This is a genomic window from Pseudomonas sp. S3_E10, from assembly GCF_054667615.1.
Window position 1 is genome coordinate 2997621 of sequence record NZ_CP162743.1, and the last position, 20034, is coordinate 3017654.

21 protein-coding genes and 1 pseudogene are annotated in these 20034 nt (G+C 58.3%); 8 read left to right on the forward strand and 14 right to left on the reverse strand.

Translation table 11 applies throughout. The annotated features are described in order from the left end of the window. Positions 1–17: 17 nt before the first annotated feature. The 4 genes and pseudogenes from AB4N98_RS13540 to AB4N98_RS13555 all read right to left on the reverse strand — a co-directional run bounded on the left by AB4N98_RS13540 (position 18) and on the right by AB4N98_RS13555 (position 4420). Positions 18–233, reverse strand: coding sequence for a hypothetical protein (locus tag AB4N98_RS13540; RefSeq protein ID WP_460149532.1), 216 nt, complete (start codon positions 231–233; stop codon positions 18–20). Between the two features lie 314 nt (positions 234–547). Then, positions 548–2629, reverse strand: a complete 2082-nt coding sequence (locus tag AB4N98_RS13545) for a translation initiation factor IF-2 N-terminal domain-containing protein (protein ID WP_460149533.1) — start codon at positions 2627–2629, stop codon at positions 548–550. Positions 2630–3155: 526 nt separating this feature from the next. After that, positions 3156–4007 (reverse strand): annotated as a pseudogene (locus tag AB4N98_RS13550) (YifB family Mg chelatase-like AAA ATPase); the annotation flags it as partial. Between the two features lie 152 nt (positions 4008–4159). Beyond that, positions 4160–4420: an accessory factor UbiK family protein gene (locus AB4N98_RS13555; RefSeq protein WP_017526840.1), complete on the reverse strand. Its 261-nt coding sequence runs from the start codon at positions 4418–4420 to the stop codon at positions 4160–4162. Between the two features lie 422 nt (positions 4421–4842). On the opposite strand from AB4N98_RS13555, the gene glnK reads away from it, so the two are divergent. From glnK to sutA, 4 genes are all read left to right on the forward strand, one after another. Further along, complete coding sequence (glnK, locus tag AB4N98_RS13560; RefSeq protein WP_002555808.1) at positions 4843–5181, forward strand: P-II family nitrogen regulator; 339 nt, start codon at positions 4843–4845, stop codon at positions 5179–5181. Between the two features lie 34 nt (positions 5182–5215). Further along, complete coding sequence (locus AB4N98_RS13565) at positions 5216–6553, forward strand: ammonium transporter (protein ID WP_017526841.1); 1338 nt, start codon at positions 5216–5218, stop codon at positions 6551–6553. Positions 6554–6763: 210 nt separating this feature from the next. After that, on the forward strand, positions 6764–7189 hold the full coding sequence (locus AB4N98_RS13570; RefSeq protein WP_017526842.1) for a secondary thiamine-phosphate synthase enzyme YjbQ: 426 nt from the start codon (positions 6764–6766) through the stop codon (positions 7187–7189). A 102-nt stretch (positions 7190–7291) separates the two neighbouring features. Next, positions 7292–7627, forward strand: a complete 336-nt coding sequence (sutA, locus tag AB4N98_RS13575) for a transcriptional regulator SutA (RefSeq protein WP_017526843.1) — start codon at positions 7292–7294, stop codon at positions 7625–7627. 194 nt (positions 7628–7821) lie between these two features. On the opposite strand, the gene AB4N98_RS13580 is transcribed toward sutA, so the two are convergent. The 6 genes from AB4N98_RS13580 to lptM are packed head-to-tail and all read right to left on the reverse strand — an operon-like array spanning position 7822 to position 12407. After that, positions 7822–8517 (reverse strand): HAD-IA family hydrolase, encoded by a 696-nt coding sequence (locus AB4N98_RS13580; protein WP_116078100.1) that lies wholly within the window; start codon positions 8515–8517, stop codon positions 7822–7824. After that, entirely contained in the window at positions 8514–9413 is a 900-nt protein-coding gene (xerC, locus tag AB4N98_RS13585; protein ID WP_065879265.1) for a tyrosine recombinase XerC, read from the reverse strand. The genes AB4N98_RS13580 and xerC overlap by 4 nt, the downstream gene beginning before the upstream one ends. A 2-nt stretch (positions 9414–9415) precedes the next feature. Next, positions 9416–10132, reverse strand: a complete 717-nt coding sequence (locus AB4N98_RS13590) for a DUF484 family protein (protein WP_065879266.1) — start codon at positions 10130–10132, stop codon at positions 9416–9418. Between the two features lie 13 nt (positions 10133–10145). After that, complete coding sequence (gene dapF / locus AB4N98_RS13595; RefSeq protein WP_065879267.1) at positions 10146–10976, reverse strand: diaminopimelate epimerase; 831 nt, start codon at positions 10974–10976, stop codon at positions 10146–10148. A 3-nt stretch (positions 10977–10979) separates the two neighbouring features. Next, complete coding sequence (gene lysA / locus AB4N98_RS13600) at positions 10980–12227, reverse strand: diaminopimelate decarboxylase (RefSeq protein ID WP_068935965.1); 1248 nt, start codon at positions 12225–12227, stop codon at positions 10980–10982. A 9-nt stretch (positions 12228–12236) separates the two neighbouring features. Further along, on the reverse strand, positions 12237–12407 hold the full coding sequence (gene lptM, locus AB4N98_RS13605) for an LPS translocon maturation chaperone LptM (RefSeq protein ID WP_017526849.1): 171 nt from the start codon (positions 12405–12407) through the stop codon (positions 12237–12239). Positions 12408–12645: 238 nt separating this feature from the next. On the opposite strand from lptM, the gene cyaY reads away from it, so the two are divergent. From cyaY to rnk, 3 genes are all read left to right on the forward strand, one after another. Continuing rightward, positions 12646–12978 carry an iron donor protein CyaY gene (cyaY, locus tag AB4N98_RS13610; RefSeq protein ID WP_017526850.1) on the forward strand — a complete coding sequence of 111 codons (333 nt, stop codon included), beginning with the start codon at positions 12646–12648 and terminating at the stop codon, positions 12976–12978. A 2-nt stretch (positions 12979–12980) separates the two neighbouring features. Then, complete coding sequence (locus tag AB4N98_RS13615; protein WP_026067180.1) at positions 12981–13199, forward strand: DUF1289 domain-containing protein; 219 nt, start codon at positions 12981–12983, stop codon at positions 13197–13199. Positions 13200–13330: 131 nt separating this feature from the next. Further along, positions 13331–13744 carry a nucleoside diphosphate kinase regulator gene (rnk, locus tag AB4N98_RS13620; protein ID WP_017526852.1) on the forward strand — a complete coding sequence of 138 codons (414 nt, stop codon included), beginning with the start codon at positions 13331–13333 and terminating at the stop codon, positions 13742–13744. Between the two features lie 10 nt (positions 13745–13754). Here rnk and AB4N98_RS13625 read toward each other — a convergent pair whose 3' ends face one another. The 3 genes from AB4N98_RS13625 to AB4N98_RS13635 form a co-directional block, all read right to left on the reverse strand. Beyond that, positions 13755–16595 carry a class I adenylate cyclase gene (locus AB4N98_RS13625; protein WP_065879269.1) on the reverse strand — a complete coding sequence of 947 codons (2841 nt, stop codon included), beginning with the start codon at positions 16593–16595 and terminating at the stop codon, positions 13755–13757. Between the two features lie 159 nt (positions 16596–16754). Beyond that, the gene (locus tag AB4N98_RS13630; RefSeq protein ID WP_003195403.1) at positions 16755–17009 is read right to left on the reverse strand and encodes a TIGR02647 family protein; all 255 of its coding nucleotides are present in this window, start codon (positions 17007–17009) and stop codon (positions 16755–16757) included. A 95-nt stretch (positions 17010–17104) separates the two neighbouring features. Next, a complete protein-coding gene (locus AB4N98_RS13635) occupies positions 17105–17389 on the reverse strand; it encodes a hypothetical protein (RefSeq protein ID WP_017526854.1) in 285 nt (94 codons plus the stop codon). 125 nt (positions 17390–17514) lie between these two features. Between AB4N98_RS13635 and AB4N98_RS13640 the strand changes: the two genes are divergently transcribed. Then, on the forward strand, positions 17515–18174 hold the full coding sequence (locus AB4N98_RS13640; protein ID WP_017526855.1) for a glutathione S-transferase family protein: 660 nt from the start codon (positions 17515–17517) through the stop codon (positions 18172–18174). 64 nt (positions 18175–18238) lie between these two features. Here the strand turns inward: AB4N98_RS13640 and argH are convergent, their stop codons facing one another. Beyond that, positions 18239–19633, reverse strand: a complete 1395-nt coding sequence (gene argH / locus AB4N98_RS13645; RefSeq protein WP_017526856.1) for an argininosuccinate lyase — start codon at positions 19631–19633, stop codon at positions 18239–18241. Positions 19634–20034: the final 401 nt, after the last annotated feature.

Below are 20034 nucleotides of genomic sequence, written 5' to 3' on the forward strand. Positions count from 1 at the left end.
CATGTTTAGTAAGCCATTTAGCTGGAGCGATTCCCTTTAAGCTTTGCCAAGCCCTGCTTGATGTGTCCGGCATTTTCACCAATCGTATACAACGCACCACGCACATTATCACCTACGTCGGCCAACCCTTTTTTTTCGGCATGGAGTGTCAGTTCCATTAGTGCGGCCTCTAGCGCAAGTTGATTTTGGTACATCCTTTCCAAGACATCCGAGAGAGAATACTCACCAAGCATCGATTATTACTCCGTTTGAGGAGGTCTAAGTATAGCAACGGTTTCAGAAGCGCGACGGTTCTGTGGGATGTGTGAAATTTGCTACCTGCTTGTTTTGGAGATTTTCGTTAGAGCGGGGCGTTGCCAAAGGGCAACGCTAGGTTACAGCAATACCCTTCCGCATAAAGCCTATCTGTCGTTGAGACTGCAAATCCGCTAGAAAGTGAATATTCGACTGTTCGGAGTATGCTTTTGCTAGTCCAAGTCTGATAATTATATCCACTATCATTACTGCTTATCCATGTCAGTCGGTTGGTTGGAAATTTATGGAAATATCATTTCAGCATATCTTCAATGATAGCTCTCAGTGCCGGAGCGATTTCGTACCCTGAGGGCACTGTAAACCTATCGAGCAGCTTGTCATTGCAATCATCATTTTTAACAACCTGTTTCAACTTTTTGTGCAGGTTTTTCCCTACGGTCGTGCGGAGGGACTCTTTTCCTAGAAAATCCCAGAGTACCTCTGAGTTTTCTGATCCGCCATCCTCATAAAGCACTCTGTTTATAACGCGACGCTTATCGAAGAATGTTTTTCTTATGCCGTTACAATCGTCGACAGCAAGCTTAATCCACGATTCAGCCTTCTCAATACTAACTCCAAATAAGACACTCAAGTAATCGGGCTGGCAAAAATATGCTTCGGCATCCACGTAGTCAGTAACCCATGTATGTACATGTTCAGCGCTGTAACGCGCACACCATAGCTTAGTGTCTGGCTCAGTCATGAAATCGCGATCCCTATGGACTAGAGCTTTTATACCAAAATTATTGTCTTCAATGAGACCTTTCAGCATATAATTTCTAGGTAGGTTGTCTACCCCAAAACAACGGCAGATGGCTATTTGTTTATAGAGATGTGGCCATTGTTTTAGTATGGCTCTAATGGGCTGTGTGTTCTCATCCTCTACAAAAAATAGGATTTTTTTATCCAGTCCGCCCCACCCAAGCAAGGCCATAATTGTTTCATCATCTTCATTGACTACCTGTCCGTTTCTGATCCAAACAAGTTTTGAACTATGAGACGCACCACGTGCGATGTGAGGGCTGTGTGTAGTTAGGATAGCCTGCACTTGGAATTCATTTGCCGCAATTTCCAAAGCTTCGATAAGCCTCTCTTGTTTATCGGGGTGCAGATGCGCATCAGGCTCATCAATCAAAAGTAATTTTGGGCGGAACAATACCAAATATGCAAAAATCTGAACTACTTGCAAAACCCCCGTTGCTGCACTTTCCAAAGGACGCTTCTCGCCCTCAAGTCGTTCATCAAGGAAAGTAGCGTTTATATGGAAGTCTTCGCGCTCGTCAAATGAGACCTCTATCACCACGCCAGGGTGTACCATTTGTACCAATCTGGTGAGGTTAGCTATTCTAGCTTCCGCTGCGCTGTAGTCCACTTCACCGGGTTGCCTGTTTGCTAGGTTAAACAGGATATTGCGTAATACACCGCCTGCATCGCCACTTGCGGCTTGTCTGCGAAGAAGGGGTTGAACTAGAATTGTTTCTTTTTCTGAAAGCCCTGCTAAACCAGGGATGTAGGCAGTTATTAACTCTGTTCGTTGCTTGAAAGGAGTAACCGCAGCCCCGCCATCTATACTCACAGATATACCGCTTCTATTTCTTGCTGCCCATATTTTAACAGTTGCAGCAGAGAGCTCATCCTCTTCTTTTGAACTGATAAAAACTACTGTCGTAGGAGGAGTGTCACGACCGGATAAAAGTTCAGTTTTGTGGGCGGTTTTTAGGGGTTCGCTTGAGGGTGAGTAGTCAAGTCTGTCAAAAGAAATTACTTCCGTTTGCTTTTTTGGCTCTATATAGCTGGCTGCGCGAGCTGCCCAGTGAATGGCTTGAAGAACAGAGGATTTACCTGATCCGTTCGGTCCTACTAAAATCGTTACATCCGCAAGTGCTAAGGTCAAACTATCAATAGCCTTAAAGTTTTCTATCTGTACGGATGTTAGTTTAGACCACCGGTCAGCTTTTGAGCTGCCTTCGCCTCTATCGCTACTAAACGCAATCAGCTCGGATGCTTCGTCAAATACAGCGGGCTCTGGGTTGGGCGTTATGTCACGCCGATATGGATTTTTTTTTCGGATTTCCACTGTTATGGATTTGCTACCGGCAATGCTCAATGTTGAAGTGGTTTTCCTCTGTAATTGAATCTTTCTTGGTTCTGAAGGTTTGAAGGAATCCTTAAGGGAGGCTAACAGTATTTTCTTTTCATCTTCGGTTACGGTTTCGGATATAGACTCTTTTAAAATTCCAGCGTTTTTAAGCTCTTCTAATAGTCTCTGAGGGTCTGTTCGCACTGATTGTGCGAGCTCCAAAACTGTGACTTCTGGAAGGTTTTCTCTATCCATTTTTATTCTTGCTCAAGATGGGCTGGAAAGCGCTAAGCGATACAAAAAATCTCGTGAGCGCATTTTAGCTAAAGATAGCATATCGACATCACAGATAAGACACATGGATCCATTTTTTAGAGTCATGCCAAACGGAATGAAGAGCATGACCACTAGACGGGAAATTCTTACCCTGATACATACTTTTTGTTGATCAACCTGAAGGCTAGAGTGAGCCCCCTGTCGCCGGGTTTCTTTTAGATACGCACTCATGGTGCAGTCACCAGTCGATGACCAAAATCAATCGCCTCGAATCCTAAACTAAAATTGTCCTTCCGACCGTGGGCCACGAAATGCATGCCATAGCATGAGTAATTTTAGGCGTATGTCTTTTTTCAAGGTGCTCTCATAACAAGGTAGCTACTCCTGCCGCATGCGGGCACGCCCAATCGAGGCTAATTGCTTAGCACCGATCTCACGTCAAAATTTTCTTTCATTTCTCATTTCAGTCGCATTAATTTCGAAAAAGTCGCATTTATTTTGAAAGCCGACAGCCGCCACCCACCAGCGCCGGGCCTGAAGCGGAATGGTGCGGCTGGCGAAACGGCCGGTGTGGCCAGTGGCTCAGCGGCGCGAGGCTGACCACCGATTGGATCGCCGCCACTTCCAGAGCCTCCTGTTCGCTCAGTGGCGGTAGCAAACCGGGCAGGCGGCTGGCGAGCAAGGTCTTGCCGGTGCCCGGTGGCCCGCTGAACAGCAGGTTATGCGCACCCGCCGCTGCGATCAGCAATGCACGCTTGGCGGCGAGCTGGCCCTGCACTTCGCTCAAGTCTGGGTAGGGCTTGTTCAGGTACAGCAAGCCATCGGATTTGTAGGGCTCAATCGGCACCTGCCCATTCAAGTGCGCTACCACCTGCAGGAGGTGATCCACCGCTATCACCTTCAACCCGCAAGCCAGGCAGGCCTCCTCGGCATTCGCCCGCGGCACTATCACGGTGCGCCCGGCCTTGCGCGCCGCCAATGCGGCTGGCAACACACCTTTGACCGCGCGCACTTCACCGGACAGCGCCAATTCGCCCAGGCATTCGACCTCATCGAGCATCAACGCCGGTACCTGCACGCTGGCCGCCAGAATCCCCAAGGCGATGGCCAAATCAAAGCGCCCGCCGTCCTTGGGCAGGTCGGCGGGCGCGAGGTTGAGGGTGATGCGGCGCGAGGGATATTGCAGGGCACTGTTGAGGATGGCGCTGCGCACGCGGTCCTTGCTTTCCTTGACGGCGGTTTCGGGCAGGCCCACCAGGGTCAGGGAAGGCAAGCCATTGGCCATGTGCACTTCTACGGTGACGGCGGGGGCTTCGACGCCGACCTGGGCGCGGCTGTGGACAATGGCGAGGGACATGCTCGTTCCTTGAAATGGGGGGCCGCTTCCTGCGGTTTTTCAAGGGTAGACGAGGTGGGGAAGAGCGAAGCGCGGAGGTTTTACAGAACGTATCCAGAGAAAAAGGTGACGCGCGTGTGGAGGGAGCCAGCCCCCTTCCACACGGGCTGCGTTTATTCAGCGGGTGGTGTTAACCGCGCTTCCAACTCCGCGACTTTCGCTTCCAGGCTCTCCAGCCGCGCACGCGTGCGGGCCAGCACCACCATTTGGCTATCAAACTCTTCTCGGCTTACCAGGTCGAGCTTGCTGAAGCCACTTTGCAGCAAGGCCTTGAACTGGCTTTCGATTTCATTGCGGGGCAGCGGGGTTTCGCCGCTGAACAGGCGAGAGGCATGGCCGCTCAGGGCGTCGAGGAGGTCTTTGGGCGCGAGCATGGGAAATATTCCGGAAAACTGTTGGCGGGCAGTGTATCACGCAGCGTCTATAGTCTTTTTCACGGCCTGCGGCGCACGCTTTTCGCGCATCGCGCCGGACGGCGGCGCACTGTTTTCGTGCGCATTGCGGCCGCCAGACAGCCCTGCGGGTGGGCTTAAGTGGGCAATGGACTGATTTCAGTGGTTTTTACGGAGCTGGCAAGGTTTCTGCTTAGACGATCATGACCCATGCACTGATGCAGTCGCTGTGACGAATGCAGTGCGCCGACGGATCAGGGGTACAGGTTTCGTCACCAGTGGTTAGCTGGCGTCGCAATGGCAACTGCCCTTGCGACGATGCGTTACAAAGCCAGGCACTGCGCTTAGACTTGAGACGGGTTTGTTTTCCTGGGGCAAGTCCACCAATTCGGGAGAGAGTTTTCATGAAGCTAGTCACTGCCATCATCAAGCCGTTCAAGTTGGACGATGTACGCGAGTCACTGTCCGAGATCGGCGTGCAGGGCATTACCGTTACTGAGGTCAAGGGCTTCGGTCGGCAGAAGGGTCATACCGAGCTGTATCGCGGCGCGGAATACGTAGTCGATTTCCTGCCGAAGGTGAAGATCGATGTCGCCATTGACGACAAGGATCTTGACCGGGTTATCGAGGCGATAACCAAGGCGGCCAACACCGGCAAGATCGGTGACGGCAAGATCTTCGTGGTCAATCTGGAACAGGCGATTCGCATCCGTACCGGCGAAACCGATACCGACGCAATCTAAGCCGCCAAACCCCAACGCCCCAGGAGAAAACAATATGACTCTGCGTAAATTCGCAGGGCTCGGAGCCCTGTTGTCCATCGTAATGCCAAGCCTGGCCATGGCGGCAGACGAAGTGGCTGCTCCAGTCCTCAACTCCGGCGACACCGCCTGGATGCTGACCGCCACCGCACTGGTGCTGTTCATGACCATCCCGGGCCTGGCGCTGTTTTACGGCGGCATGGTCCGCTCCAAGAATATTCTGTCGGTGATGATGCAGTGCTTCGCCATCACTGGCCTGATCAGCATCCTGTGGGTCATCTACGGTTACAGCATCGCGTTCGATACCACCGGTATGGAGCAGGGCGTAGTCAACTTCAATTCCTTCTTCGGCGGCATGGGCAAGGCGTTCCTGGCGGGTGTCACTCCGGCCAGCATCACCGGGCCTGCGGCGCTGTTCCCGGAAGCGGTGTTCATCACTTTCCAGATGACCTTCGCCATCATCACCCCGGCGCTGATCGTCGGTGCGTTCGCTGAGCGTATGAAGTTTTCCGCAATGCTGATTTTCATGGGCATCTGGTTCACGCTGGTCTATGCGCCGATCGCGCACATGGTCTGGAGCGGCAACGGTGGCCTGATGTGGGACTGGGGCGTGCTGGACTTCGCCGGCGGCACCGTGGTGCACATCAACGCCGGTGTGGCCGGCCTGGTAGCTTGCCTGGTACTCGGCAAGCGCAAGGGCTTCCCGACCACACCGATGGCCCCGCACAACCTCGGTTACACCCTGATCGGTGCGGCCATGCTGTGGATCGGCTGGTTCGGCTTCAACGCCGGCTCGGCTGTGGCGGCCAACGGCACTGCGGGCATGGCGATGCTGGTGACTCAGATTGCAACTGCCGCTGCGGCGCTGGGCTGGATGTTCGCCGAGTGGATCACTCACGGTAAGCCAAGCGCACTGGGCATCGCCTCGGGTGTGGTGGCTGGCCTGGTCGCGATCACGCCGGCCGCCGGCACCGTGGGCCCGATGGGCGCACTGATCATCGGCCTGGCGGCGGGTGTGGTGTGCTTCTTCTGTGCCACTACTCTCAAGCGCAAGCTGGGCTACGACGATTCCCTGGATGCCTTCGGCGTACACGGCATTGGCGGTATTCTCGGCGCGATCCTTACCGGTGTATTCGCAGCCCCTTCTCTGGGCGGTTTCGGCACCGTGACTGATATCGCGGCTCAAGTCTGGATCCAGTGCAAAGGCGTCGGTTTCACCGTGATCTACACGGCCATCGTCACCTACATCATCCTGAAGGTGCTGGACATGGTCATGGGCCTGCGTGTCAGCGAAGAGGAGGAGGCTGTTGGCCTCGACCTGGCGCAACACAACGAACGCGGCTACAACTTGTAAGTACGCGAAAAAAAGATGCCCGGCTTGCCGGGCATTTTTTTGTCTGGCGTTTGTCAGTCATAACAAGCTGTGCCGGTTTCGCGTCGAGTTTGTGATAGGACGCACACGGCACTTTTTAGCGTGCGAATGTCTTACAGGCATGTAGGCGTATTCGGCACTTTGTTTTTTCCCAGAGCGCGCTAGAATGCGCGCCGATGGGCGGAGAACTGTATGTGGCAACAGACCCTGATAACCCTGCGGGCCAAGCCTCGGGGCTTTCACCTGGTAACCGATGAGTTGCTTGCCGGCCTGCCTGAGTTGAAGGCGTGTCGTGTGGGCCTGTTGCACCTGTGGTTGCAGCACACTTCGGCCTCGTTGAGTGTCAACGAGAATGCCGACCCGGCGGTTCGCCGTGACTTTGAGCGTTTTTTCAACTCGCTGGTGCCGCAAGGCCGGGCAGGTTTCGAGCACAACGACGAAGGTCCGGATGATCTGCCGGCGCATTTCAAGGCCAGTCTCCTGGGCTGCCAGCTGAGTTTGCCGGTGAAGGCCGGCCGCTTGGCGATGGGGACCTGGCAAGGTGTTTATCTGGGCGAGCACCGTGATCATGGCGGTGCTCGTAAAGTCCTCGCCACCTTGCACGGTGATGAGGCATAGGCCACTGGTTATCCGGTGGACGTTGATTTTTTTCCGGCAGCCTCGACAGAGGATGAAGCTGGGCTATAACTAATCTGCTTTTCGCAAGTCATGAGGTAGAACATGAGCGACGATGATCTGGAAAACGACGACCTTGAAGTAGGTGAGGACGACGAGGCTGAAGACGGTCTTGATGCGGCAGCAGTTGACGACGTTGCTGAGGACGCCGATGAAAGTGGTGGCGACGACGCCGCGCCCAAGGCCAAAGGCAAAGCCAAGGCTGCTGTTTCGGTAGATGAACTGCCGAGCGTTGAGGCCAAGAACAAAGAGCGCGATGCCCTGGCCCGCGCGATGGAAGAGTTTCTTGCCAAAGGCGGCAAAGTGGTCGAAGTCGAGCCCAATGTGGTTGCCGACCCGCCCAAGAAGCCGGATAACAAGTACGGCAGCCGACCTATCTAAGCTCTGCCACCTGCTTGTCAGAAAACGCCCGCCGTCGCTGCGGGCTTTTTCATGGCTGATGATTTATCCGGGCCTTGTGGTGTTCTAACTGTGGGAGGGGGCTTGCTCCCGATAGCGGCAGGTCAGTCGACTCCTCCATCGACTGTCACTCTCCTATCGGGAGCAAGCCCCCTCCCACATTTTGATCGACAGTGTTACTGCCAGCTCTGCAGCAACGCAGGCAACTCCGTCAGGCTACGAATTTCTGCATCCGGGCGCTTTGATGCTTCCCACACTTTGCCCGTCGGGTTAAACCACACCGCCCGCAACCCGGCCAGCTGTGCCCCGGCGATGTCATCCCCAGGGTGATCGCCTACATGCACTGCCGCACCGGCGTCCACGCCACCGCGCTGCAACGCCTCTTCAAACAAGCGCGCATCCGGCTTGGCGATGCCGATATCTTCGGCACGTAGCGCGAAGTGAAAATAGTCCGCCAGGCCCACGCGCTGCACATCCGCATTGCCGTTGGTGATCACCCCCAGCAAAAAGTGCTGGCGCAGGGCTTTCAACATGGGCTCGGCTTCAGGGAATACGGTGAGTTGATGGCGCGCATGAATGAACGCCTCAAAGCACACATCCGCCATTTCCCTGGCCTCAGGCTGTGGATAACCCGCCTCTTCAAACGCGTGGATCAGTACGCGGTGGCGCAGGAGGCTGATGCGGTGTTTCAGCTCGGGGTGACGCTGCAGCACCTGCTGGCGCAGGCTGGCGAAATGTTCCAGCGGCAGGTCGCCCACCTTGGTGGCGTTAATCGCCAGCCATTCGCGCATCGACGCTTCGGCGCTGATGATGACCGGTACGTTGTCCCAGAGCGTGTCGTCCAGGTCGAAGGTGATCAGCTTGATACTCATGAGTCGCCGCCCTTGATGCGTTTGGCCCGTGGATGGGCGCTGTCATACACCGTTGCCAGGTGTTGGAAGTCCAGATGGGTGTAGATCTGGGTGGTCTTGATATCGGAGTGGCCGAGCAGTTCCTGCACGGCGCGCAGGTCCTGGGACGACTCCAGCATGTGGCTGGCAAAAGAATGCCGCAGCATATGCGGGTGCAGGTTCTGGCCCAGTTCGCGTTCGCCGGCGGCCTTGACCCGCACCTGGATCGCACGAGGCCCCAGGCGCCGGCCTTGCTGGCTGATAAACACCGCATCGTCCTTGGGGTTGGCCAGCGCTCGCAGCGGCAACCACAGTTGCAACGCTTCGCGGGCCTTCCTGCCCACCGGCAGCACGCGGGTTTTGCTGCCCTTGCCCAGCACTTGCACCAGGCCGTCCGCCAGGTCCAGTTGGTCGATGTTCAGGCCGGTAAGCTCCGACAGGCGCAGGCCCGAGGAATAGAACAGCTCAAGGATCGCCTGGTCGCGGTGGGCGAGGAAGTCATCCTCCACGGCGCCATCGAGCAATTGCAGGGTGCGGTCGGTGTCCAGGGTCTTGGGCAGGCGTCGCTCGCCCTTGGGCGGAGACAGGCCGTTGGCCGGGTCGTGGTCGCACAGGCCTTCGCGGTTGAGGTAGTGATAAAGCCCACGTACTGCCGACAGCAGGCGCGACAGACTACGGGAAGACTGACCTTGCTGATGCAGGCGCGCGATCAGGCTGCGCAGGCTTTGGATATCCAGGGCTTTCCAACTGGTGACCTGTTGTTTTTCGCAGTACGCCAGAACCTTGTTCAAGTCCCGGCGGTAAGCTTCCAGCGTATGGGGCGACACTTGGCGCTCATTGCGCAGATGCGCGCAGTAAGCGTCCAGTTGTCGTTCCATGGTTAGCGCACCGCGCGCAGGGCGGTGGTGAAGCGTGGCAGGACGCGGCCCAGCACTTCGGCTATGTAAGTCAGAAACAGTGTGCCCACCGAGCTTTTGTAGTGCGCAGGATCGCGGCTGGCGATGGCCAGTACGCCATGCAAGCCTTGATGGCTGAGGGCGACCACGGCGGTGGAGCCGATCTGCTTGCGCTGTTCGGCGCCAAACAGGAAGTCCAGCTCATGCTCGCGCAGGGTGCCGCTGATAGTCTTGCCCTCGGACAACAGCCCGCCAATCGCGGTTTGCGCTTCGCTGCCGCTGACCCAGCGACCCACCGGCATCGGGTTGTCGCTGAACAGGATCAGGCTGACAAACGGCACCTGGAAGTCCTGGCGCAGGCTGTCTTCCACGGCAATCACGGTTTCTTCCAGGCTGGTGGCATCCATCAGGCCAAGAATCAGTCGACGGGTCTTTTCGAACAGGCGGTCGTTGTCGCGGGCTACTTCCATCAGGTGCGAGAGCTTGTGGCGCATTTCAATGTTGCGCTCGCGCAGGATTTTCATCTGCCGCTCCACCAGCGACACGGTATCGCCGCGCTGGTGGGGTATGCGCAGCGCCGGCAGCAGTTCTTCGTGTTCGACGAAGAAGTCCGGGTTAGCCTCAAGGTACGCCGCGACAGCAGCGGCCTCCAGACTTTCGCTTGGGGTAGCTTGGGCGGGTACTTGAGGCTTATCGGTCATTAGCTTGGCTCACTCATAAACGGACCTGTCCTTCGTATACACGCGAGGCCGGCCCGGTCATCAGCACCGGGTGGCCAGGGCCTGCCCATTCGATGGACAAGCGTCCACCGGGCAGGTCGATCAGCAGCGGCGAATCCATCCATCCCTGGCTGATCGCGGCCACGGCAGCGGCGCAAGCACCGGTGCCGCAGGCCTGGGTTTCGCCGGCACCGCGTTCCCATACGCGCAATTGCGCGCGGGAACGGTCGATCACCTGCAGGAAGCCCACATTGACCCGTGCCGGAAAGCGCGGGTGGTGTTCGATCTTCGGGCCCAGTTCATGCACGGGAGCATTGTTGATGTCGTGGACCCGCAGCACGGCGTGGGGGTTGCCCATGGACACGGCGGCGATGTCCAGCGATTGGCCATCCACGTCCAGTGCATAACTGACGGCCTGCTCACTGGCCTGGAACGGAATATCCGCCGGCACCAGGCGCGGCTCGCCCATGTTGACGCTGATCTGGCCGTCGTTGCGGATGTCCAGTTCGATCACGCCGCTCTTGGTCTCGACGCGGATCTGGCGCTTGGCGGTCAGGCGCTTGTCCAGCACAAAGCGCGCGAAGCAGCGGGCACCGTTGCCGCACTGTTCCACTTCGGAGCCGTCGGAGTTGAAGATCCGGTAACGGAAATCCACCTCCGGGTTGCTCGGTGCCTCGACGATCAGCAACTGGTCAAAACCAATCCCGGTATGCCGGTCGCCCCACTGTTTGGCGTGTTTGGGCAGGATGTGCGCGTGCTGGCTGACCAGGTCGAGAACCATGAAATCATTACCCAGCCCGTGCATCTTGGTAAAACGCAGCAGCATGGCTTACTCCGGCAGCAGGCTTTCGCCAGCATACAACTCGGCTACCGTCTCGCGGCGACGCACTTCAAACGCTTGATCACCGTCCACCAGCACCTCGGCGGCACGCCCGCGAGTGTTGTAGTTGGAGCTCATGACAAACCCATAGGCACCGGCCGAATGCACGGCCAGCAGGTCGCCTTCTTCGAGGGCCAACTGACGATCCTTGGCCAGGAAGTCGCCGGTTTCGCAGATCGGGCCGACAATGTCATACGCGCGCGCTTCGCTGTTGCGAGGCGCAACGGCCGTGACGTTCATCCAGGCCTGGTACAGCGCCGGACGGATCAGGTCGTTCATCGCCGCATCGACGATGGCGAAATCCTTGTGTTCGGTGTGCTTGAGATACTCGACCTGAGTCAGCAATACACCGGCGTTGGCGACGATATAGCGGCCCGGCTCGAACATCAGCGTGAGGTCGCGGCCTTCGATGCGCTCGCGTACGGCAGCGATGTAGTCGGCAATCAGCGGCGGCTGTTCGTCGCGATAACGTACGCCCACACCGCCACCGAGATCGATGTGGTGCAGATAGATGCCACATTCGCCGAGGCGTTCGATCAGCGCCAGCAGGCGGTCGAGGGCATCGATGAACGGCGGCAGGGTGGTCAGTTGCGAGCCGATATGGCAGTCGACGCCCAGCACTTCCAGGTTCGGCAACTGCGCGGCGCGGATGTACACGTCCTCCGCGTCGGCAATGGCGATGCCGAATTTGTTCTCTTTAAGACCGGTGGAGATGTACGGGTGGGTGCCGGCATCGACATCCGGGTTGACGCGCAGGGAGATCGGTGCGCGGACGCCCATCTCGGCGGCCACGACTTGCAGGCGCTCCAGCTCGTCGGTGGACTCCACGTTGAAGCAATGCACGCCGACTTCCAGGGCGCGGCGCATGTCTTCGCGGCTTTTGCCGACGCCGGAAAATACGATTTTGTCAGCCTGGCCGCCGGCGGCCAGTACACGTTCCAGCTCGCCACGGGACACGATGTCGAAACCGGCGCCCAGGCGCGCCAGGACATTGAGTATGCCGAGGTTGGAGTTGGCCTTGACCGCGTAGCACACCAGGTGAGGTACGCCGTTCAGCGCGTCGGAGAACGAGCGATATTGCGCTTCGATATGCGCACGGGAGTACACATAGGTCGGCGTGCCAAAACGTTCGGCAATCGCGGACAACGCCACGCCTTCCGCGAACAGCTCGCCGTCCCGGTAGTTAAAAGCGTCCATGGAGTTCCCTTATTCGAAGGTGTCGTGCTTATGCGCTTTGGATGGCTTTTGCGACGATTGCGCCTGTTCATTCGGGTCTTTGCTGTCATCGGGCAGGTACAGCGGGCCTTTTTGACCACAAGCACTAACGAGGCAAGCGACCGCGACGAGCGCAGCAAGGGAAGAGATCAGGCGCTTCATGGCGAAATCCTTGAATATGCATTAATTGCGCCCGAGTATACCGACCACCCGCCAGCTTGCCTATGCGCTGGAATACCCGTCCGGCGGGGGTTTGCCGACACGACTGAGAAGCGGACTACGCTGGTTGGGGATATTTCACGCCGTCAATCGCGTTGAAATCGGTATCCTTTGCAATCGGCGAAGCTCGCCCGTATCGTGCGGCGCTTGAGCAAAACCAGACACTTTTGAGGTTGCCACAATGAGTTTGACCGAAGCCCGTTTTCACGACCTGGTGGATGCCACCCAGGAGAAGCTGGAAGATATTTTCGACGACAGCGACCTGGATGTGGACCTGGAAAACTCGGCGGGCGTGCTGACCGTCAAATTCGAAAGCGGCCAGCAATTGATCTTCAGTCGCCAGGAGCCTCTGCGTCAGCTATGGCTGGCGGCGCGCTCAGGCGGCGTTCACTTCGACTACGACGAAGAAAGCGGCAAATGGCAGTGCGACAAGAGTGAAGAGTTGCTGGGTGAGATGCTCACGCGACTGGTGCAGGAATACACCGGCGTCGAGCTGGATTTCGACGAGATCTGATGGTGAGTGAGCCTGCAACCGTACGCCCGCCCAAGCCGCTGTTCAGCAATGTCAGCCCGGCGGTGCCCTCACCTTGTATCAGTTTGTGTCGGCTGGATGAGCAAAAAGTCTGCCTCGGCTGCTTCCGGCATGTGGAAGACATCCGCGAATGGCGCTCCGCCGACGATGCCCGGCGCCGAGTGATCTGCGCGCAGGCCGCGCAGCGCAAGGCAAACGCCTGAGGCTGTCTTGTTTATTTGTGACGCTGTGGTAGTGTCCGGGTACGCCTCAACTCATCGAGGCCCGTGAGAACCCCGCCTTTTCCTGGCGGGGTTTTGCTTTTTTGTGCAGAAAAAAGGAGTCTGCCTGAATCATGACCACCGCACCGTCCATCATCCTCACCCGCCTTGACGTGCAGCGTCTGGAGCAATTGATCGACCGCTTGGGCGACGAATTCCCCGGCGTCGAAGCGTTGCAAGCCGAACTCGACCGCGCCGAAGAGGTGGTGGGTCACGATGAAGTGCCTGCGGGTGTCGTGACCATGAACTCCAGTGTGCATTGCCGGGAACAAGGCAGCGGCAAGGATTACCACCTGACCTTGGTCTACCCCAAGCACGCGAATGCCGACGAAGGCAAGATTTCGATCATGGCGCCAGTCGGCAGCGCCTTGCTCGGCCTGCAAGTGGGGCAGCACATCGATTGGCCGGCACCCGGCGGCAAGACCCTCAAGCTTGAATTGCTCAGCGTCGAAGGCCAGCCCAAAGACGGCGGCGCGTTTCCTCTGTGAAGGCGTCGCGCTAGATCTGGCTTAACGCCTCGTTGAGCGACAGTTCCAACTCGGCTTTATAGCGCAGGTACAGGTTGCTCGGGCTTTGCACGTCACCGAGCAGGCCCGACAGGTCGAGGTCGGTGATATAGCAGCGGTAGCGCTCGGTCTCCCGGCGCTGCCCGATGATCTCTTGGGCGACCACGGCAAATAGCTGGTCGCCGAATTCCAACTCACAAAACTCCCGCTGATTACAGTACAAGGTAATGCCTACCTGACCAGGCGAGGCCTTGCCGATAATCGCCTGCACGTCGTAAAACGGTTTATTCGCCGGGTTTTGCGGCGCCGGCCGAGGTTCGATGCTGCGTGCGCGATTGCCGCCAGACGGCAACAGTTGGTAATACAGGGTTTGCACCGCACCCGTCGGCTGTTGCGGGTCCAGCGTGGAAAGCGCGTCGCGACGGTAAATGATCGACTGAAGGAAGCGCTGCAGCGGTGCCAACAGGCTCTGCTCATCATGAAACGGCAGGCGCTGCTGCCAGAGCGCGTTGAATTCATCCAGTACATACAGCTCGGCAAAACCTTCATTGACCCGGTAAAACACTTGCACGCAGTCGGGCATGCCCATGGGCAGCAAGAGTGCCAGGTCATGGTCTTCCAGGGCCATGGCGTCCAAGTGCAGCGGGCTGTAGCTGGCCAGCTCTTCGCTGAGGTAGGCGATCAATGCGTCCCGGGTCGCCAGTGACACGTGGGTGGCTTGGCCCGGTATCAATTCCATCACGTGATAATGCTGCTGCACCTGCAGCAAATAGCGGTGGTTGGACTGGCCCAGCAGCAGGTGCTGCGCGGTCTCGAAGATTTCTTCCACGCGTTGGGCAATGAACTGCGCGCGGTTGTGACAGAAGCAGCGCACCCGCAACCGTGGCAGGTGGTCCGGCGGCAATTGGTTGAGGTAATCACGCAGGCAGTCTAGCAAGGCGTGCGGGCCGTCGTAGCGGCTGACCATGACCTCGTTCCAGCTGTTGAGCGTGACCTGGTCCAGGGTCAGCACCAGGTTGTCGCGCACTCCGGCGTAACTGAGGGAGTCGGTGCGCTCGGTGGTCATCAGAATGTTCAGGTCACGGTGATGCTTGAGCGGGTCGACGCCGACGTTGATCAGCAACAACACTTCCTCGGGCACCGCCGAGCGCAGCAGGCGGACTTCATCGACGCTGCTCAGGGGCAGGGCGACAGTCTGTTGCAGGCTGCCCAGCAGGTTGAACAGCTCGAACTCGGTCATGTCGCTGGTGCCGGGATGCAGCGCCAGGCGCGTGCTGCTGTCGATCACGCCATTACGATGGCACCAAGTGAGCATCTCCAGCAGGTCGCGGCTGCGCTTGATCGGTGCAAAGTGCTCCCATTCCAACGCGGTGAGGTTGCCGTTGTAGAGGCCCCAGTGGTGTTGGCCGGGCTCCTTGCGATTGGGTGAATGCACCAGGGTCAGGGTGTCTTCGGCCAAATCCGGGGCTATACCGGGGTTGATGAATTCGACTTTGCCCGCCTTGCGCTCGAAGGCCGCATACAGGCGTCGCCCAAGTACATTGAGGTCGCGCTTGTTGATCAGGCTGACGGTTTGCTCGGTGCGAGCGAACTGGGTCAGGAAGCGGTAGCTGTAGTTCAGTTCAGCGACCAGGGCGCGGCGTTCAGAGGCGACCTGGCGTACTTTCCACTGGCTGCGGCTGTCCAGCAGGGCCAGTTGGCGCTGGTCCCAGCCCCATTCGTGGGCCAGTCGCTCCAGCAGCAAACGCTGCCAACTGGGGGTGCGCTGACCGGCGCTGAGTTTGCGGTTGACCTTCAGATACAGCGCGCGCCGCACCAGCTCCAGGCGCTCGGGCTCGTTGCGCGCCTTGAGGTATTCCTCAATGCGGCGGTACACCACGATGTACGGGTCCAGCTCATCCAGATCCACCTGATTGGCAAATACCGCCCGCTTGAAACGCAGGCTCAGGCACTGCACGTTCGGGTGTTCGCTGGCGTAGACCTCGGTCAACAGCAGCTTGAGCACCGACTTGTAGGGCGACTCGATGCCCTTGAACAGTTGCCACAGCCCAGCGCCGATGAATTCGCCCGGAGGGATGCGCGCCAGGTGGCCGAGGTCGAGGGTTTCATCAGCGCGGATAAACCGCTTGGAGATCAGCGTGTGGGTAAATTCGGAGTACCGGCGTTCTTCGTACACAGGCACCAACCACCAGATCGGCGTGCGCCCGGCCAGCCAGATGGCGGTGCGGTAGAACTCATCCAGCAACAGGTAATGCTGGGTGGTGCCACAGTCATCGGAGCTCAGTTGGGTATCGCGCTCGCCCAGCACAAAGCGCGTCGGCTCGATCAGGAAGAAGTGCGCCTCGGCGCCCATGCCCAGGGCCCAGGTTTCGAGCAGTTGGCATTTCTTGCGCAGTTCGGCCAGTTCGCTCTCACCCAGACCGGGGGCATGGCACACCCACACGTCCATATCGCTCTGGTCCGCCTGCGCCAACGTACCAAGGCTGCCCATCAGGAACAGGCCATGGATCGGCCTGGGCTGATTGACCGGGCGCGGCTTGTAAGAGAACGAACGGGTCAGGCGCTGAGCTTCGGTAAGGGCCTGGGCGTCGGGTTCGAAATTGGACAGGCCGGCTGGCGTGCTGCCTGACACATAACCGGGCAGCAGCGGGTGATTGACGTGGAAAAACAGCGGCAGCAGGGTCAACACGCTTTGCTGACGCGGCGTCAGCCCCTCGACGGCCCTCGCCATGCGGCCTTCATTGAGGGCCATGAAGCGCGCACGCAATTGGCCCAGCACCTTGCGGTCGATGCCTTCGTCCAGGTCGGGGCGGATTTCATGGGTGCGGGTCATGTCGAACTCGGTGGCTCGCAGGCCCGACGTGGGCGGCCGTGTAGGAGTTTACAGACAGTAGCGTAGGAGGTTTAGAGGGAAATGGTTTTTGGCGTCAATTTTCATCCCGGCAAAGCCCTCGGAATCCGCAGGAGGCGGACTCCATGGGCGGGATGAGTATCAGGCGGCTTCTTTGGTGCTGGCAGTGGTCAGAATCGTCAGCAGAGTTTGGGCCTGCTCGGCGGCGTCCCGGCCAAGGCTGGTCAGGTAGCCTCCGTCCGGTTGATCGATCAGTCCTTTGGCATGGAGGCGCTTGGCAGCGGCGATGGCAGTGGGAGCAGCGGTCTGGTGGACTTTCAGACCTTCCTTGGTGCTGTCCAAGGGAAAGAGTACAAGGATTTCCAGTTCGGCAACCAACTCAGGGGTATACGACATAAGGACTCCAGACTTTCTAAAATTTATTAGAGGCTAGCAGGCCATAAGGTGAACGCACTTTGCCGAACTGTCCAGCGTGTTGCTGCGTGCCGGGATTATTCCTTTTCAGGCGGCAGCTCAGGCAGTGCCCGCAGCGCTGTTTCATACCATTCGGTATTGAAGGCGCGGTCGTCGTCCAGCATGGCGTCGATTTCGAACGCCAGCACGTGAGCCATGAGATTCAGGATTTCTTCACGGTCATAACCCACCAGGGTCAATTTGTTGAAAGTGGCCTTGGCCGCCGGCGGGTTGTCGCTTTCGATCTGGTTTTCGATCGCTTCGATCAGCGTGGTTTCGGTGAATTCTTCTTCGTCGTTGTCGATATCGGTCGGCTCGCTCATGGCAGGCTCCTCAAGGAAAGGGCGCCAGTCTACCCCCATTCAGCCAGGTGATGCTGCTGGTCAGGTCGGCGGCTTGGATCTATAACTCTTGCAGCCAACCCCGCACACGGCCTGGAGGCTTTGCGATGCTCAAGCTTTACGGATTTTCGGTCAGCAACTACTACAACATGGTGAAACTGGCGCTGTTGGAAAAAGGGCTGCCCTTCGAAGAAGTGCCTTTTTATGCCGGGCAAACCCCCGAAGCCCTGGCAATCAGCCCGCGCGGCAAGGTGCCGGTGCTGGGTGTGGAGCAAGGGTTTATCAACGAAACCAGCGTGATCCTCGAGTACATCGAGCAGACCCAGCAAGGGCCCGCGCTGCTGCCGGCTGACCCGTTCCAGCGAGCCCAGGTGCTGGCGTTGTGCCGGGAAATCGAGCTGTACATTGAGTTGCCTGCACGGGCGTGTTTTGCCGAAGCGTTTTTCGGCATGCAGGTGCCAGAGGCGATCAAGGAGAAGTCCAAGGCTGAATTGCTGCTGGGCGTCGGTGCTTTAGGTCGGCACGGCAAGTTCGGGCCTTTTGTGGCCGGGGAGAGCTTTACGATTGCGGACCTGTATTTCATGTACAGCATGAACCTCGCCTTAGGCGTGGGCGAGAAGCTGTTCGGGATGGATTTGCTGGCTGAGTTGCCGAAGGCGAAGGGGTTGCTTGCGCGCCTGAATGAAATGCCCAACGCGCAGAAGGTGGAGGCGGGCAGGCAGGCGGCGATGCCGGCGTTCATGGCGATGATTGCGGCCAAAAAGTAAATGAGGAGCGTCGTAAGACGAACTAAATGTGGGAGGGAGCAAGCCCCCTCCCACATTGTTTGGTTTAGCGGCTGGCGAGCAACGCCTGGCCGCGCACCACCGCTGCCTTCACCTGAGCCGGCGCCGTGCCGCCCACATGGTTACGGGCATTCACCGAGCCTTCAAGGGTCAGTACGGCAAACACATCCTGCTCGATCTGGTCACTGAACTGGCGCAGTTCTTCCAGGCTCATTTCCGCCAGGTCCTTGCCGGTGTCCACGCCGTATTTCACGGCATGACCGACGATTTCATGGCAGTCACGGAACGGCAGGCCGCGACGCACCAGATAGTCCGCCAGGTCAGTTGCGGTGGAGAAACCGCGCAATGCCGCTTCACGCATGATGGCGTGCTTGGGCTTGATCGCCGGGATCATATCGGCAAAGGCACGCAGTGAGTCGCGCAGGGTATCGGCGGCGTCGAACAGCGGCTCCTTGTCTTCCTGGTTGTCCTTGTTGTAGGCCAGGGGCTGGCCTTTCATCAGGGTCAGCAGGCCCATCAGTGCGCCGAAGACACGGCCGCTCTTGCCACGCACCAGTTCCGGCACGTCGGGGTTTTTCTTTTGCGGCATGATCGAGCTGCCGGTGCAGAAGCGGTCCGGCAGGTCGATGAACTGGAATTGCGCGCTGGTCCACAACACCAGCTCTTCGGAGAAGCGCGACAGGTGCATCATCGCGATGCTGGCGGCGGCGCAGAATTCGATGGCGAAGTCACGGTCCGACACGCCATCCAGGGAGTTGCCGCCGACGGCGTCGAAGCCCAGCAATTGCGCGGTGTATTCGCGGTCGATCGGGTAGGTGGTGCCGGCCAGCGCGGCACTGCCGAGGGGCATGCGGTTGGCGCGCTTGCGGCAGTCCACCAGGCGCTCGTAGTCGCGGCTGAGCATTTCGAACCAGGCCAGCAGGTGGTGGCCAAAGGTTACCGGTTGCGCGGTCTGCAGGTGGGTGAAGCCGGGCATGATAGTGCCGGACTCACGTTCGGCCTGCGCCAGCAGGCCTTGTTGCAGGCGGGTGATTTCAGCCAGGATCAGGTCGATTTCATCGCGCAGCCACAGGCGGATATCGGTGGCCACCTGGTCGTTACGGCTACGACCGGTGTGCAGTTTCTTGCCGGTCACACCGATGCGATCGGTGAGGCGGGCCTCGATGTTCATGTGCACGTCTTCCAGGTCGACGCGCCAGTCGAACGTACCGGCTTCGATCTCACCGCGGATGGTGGTCAGGCCGTCGATGATGCTGTCGCGCTCGGCATCGGTCAGTACGCCGACCTTGGCCAGCATCGTGGCGTGGGCGATGGAGCCCATGATGTCGTGGCGGTACAGGCGCTGGTCGAAGGTGACGGAGGCGGTGAAACGGGCGACGAAGGCGTCGACGGGTTCACTGAAGCGGCCGCCCCAGGACTGGTTGGTCTTGTCGGTGCTCATGGGTTCGCTCGTGGTCTGCTTAATAGAGAGGCATGGAAGTGTGCCGGCGATAATAACAGGGTTGCCCGTGGAGGCGGTGCTGCGGGTGGTCGGCATTTTTATTTGTGCAAAGGATGGCTAAGTGCCTTGCCGTCGAACGCGTCCAGGACGAGACTGGAGACAGGGACGAATTGAAACGATATTTGACGATTGAGCAATGTCGTCGCAGTGAGCGTCTACAGTGGACTGATAGTGTGTGAATGCACCAAAGTCGGGTAATGCGGTCAGAACCTGACTATCCATTTAACAGGGGGGTATTCGGATTGTGTATCAGCAAACCCTACGACGATGCCCGACGGCGGCAGGCCATGGGCGCCCTTGAACCGGTCCGGGTAAATTTGGGTGCCGCTGTCGGGGCACTT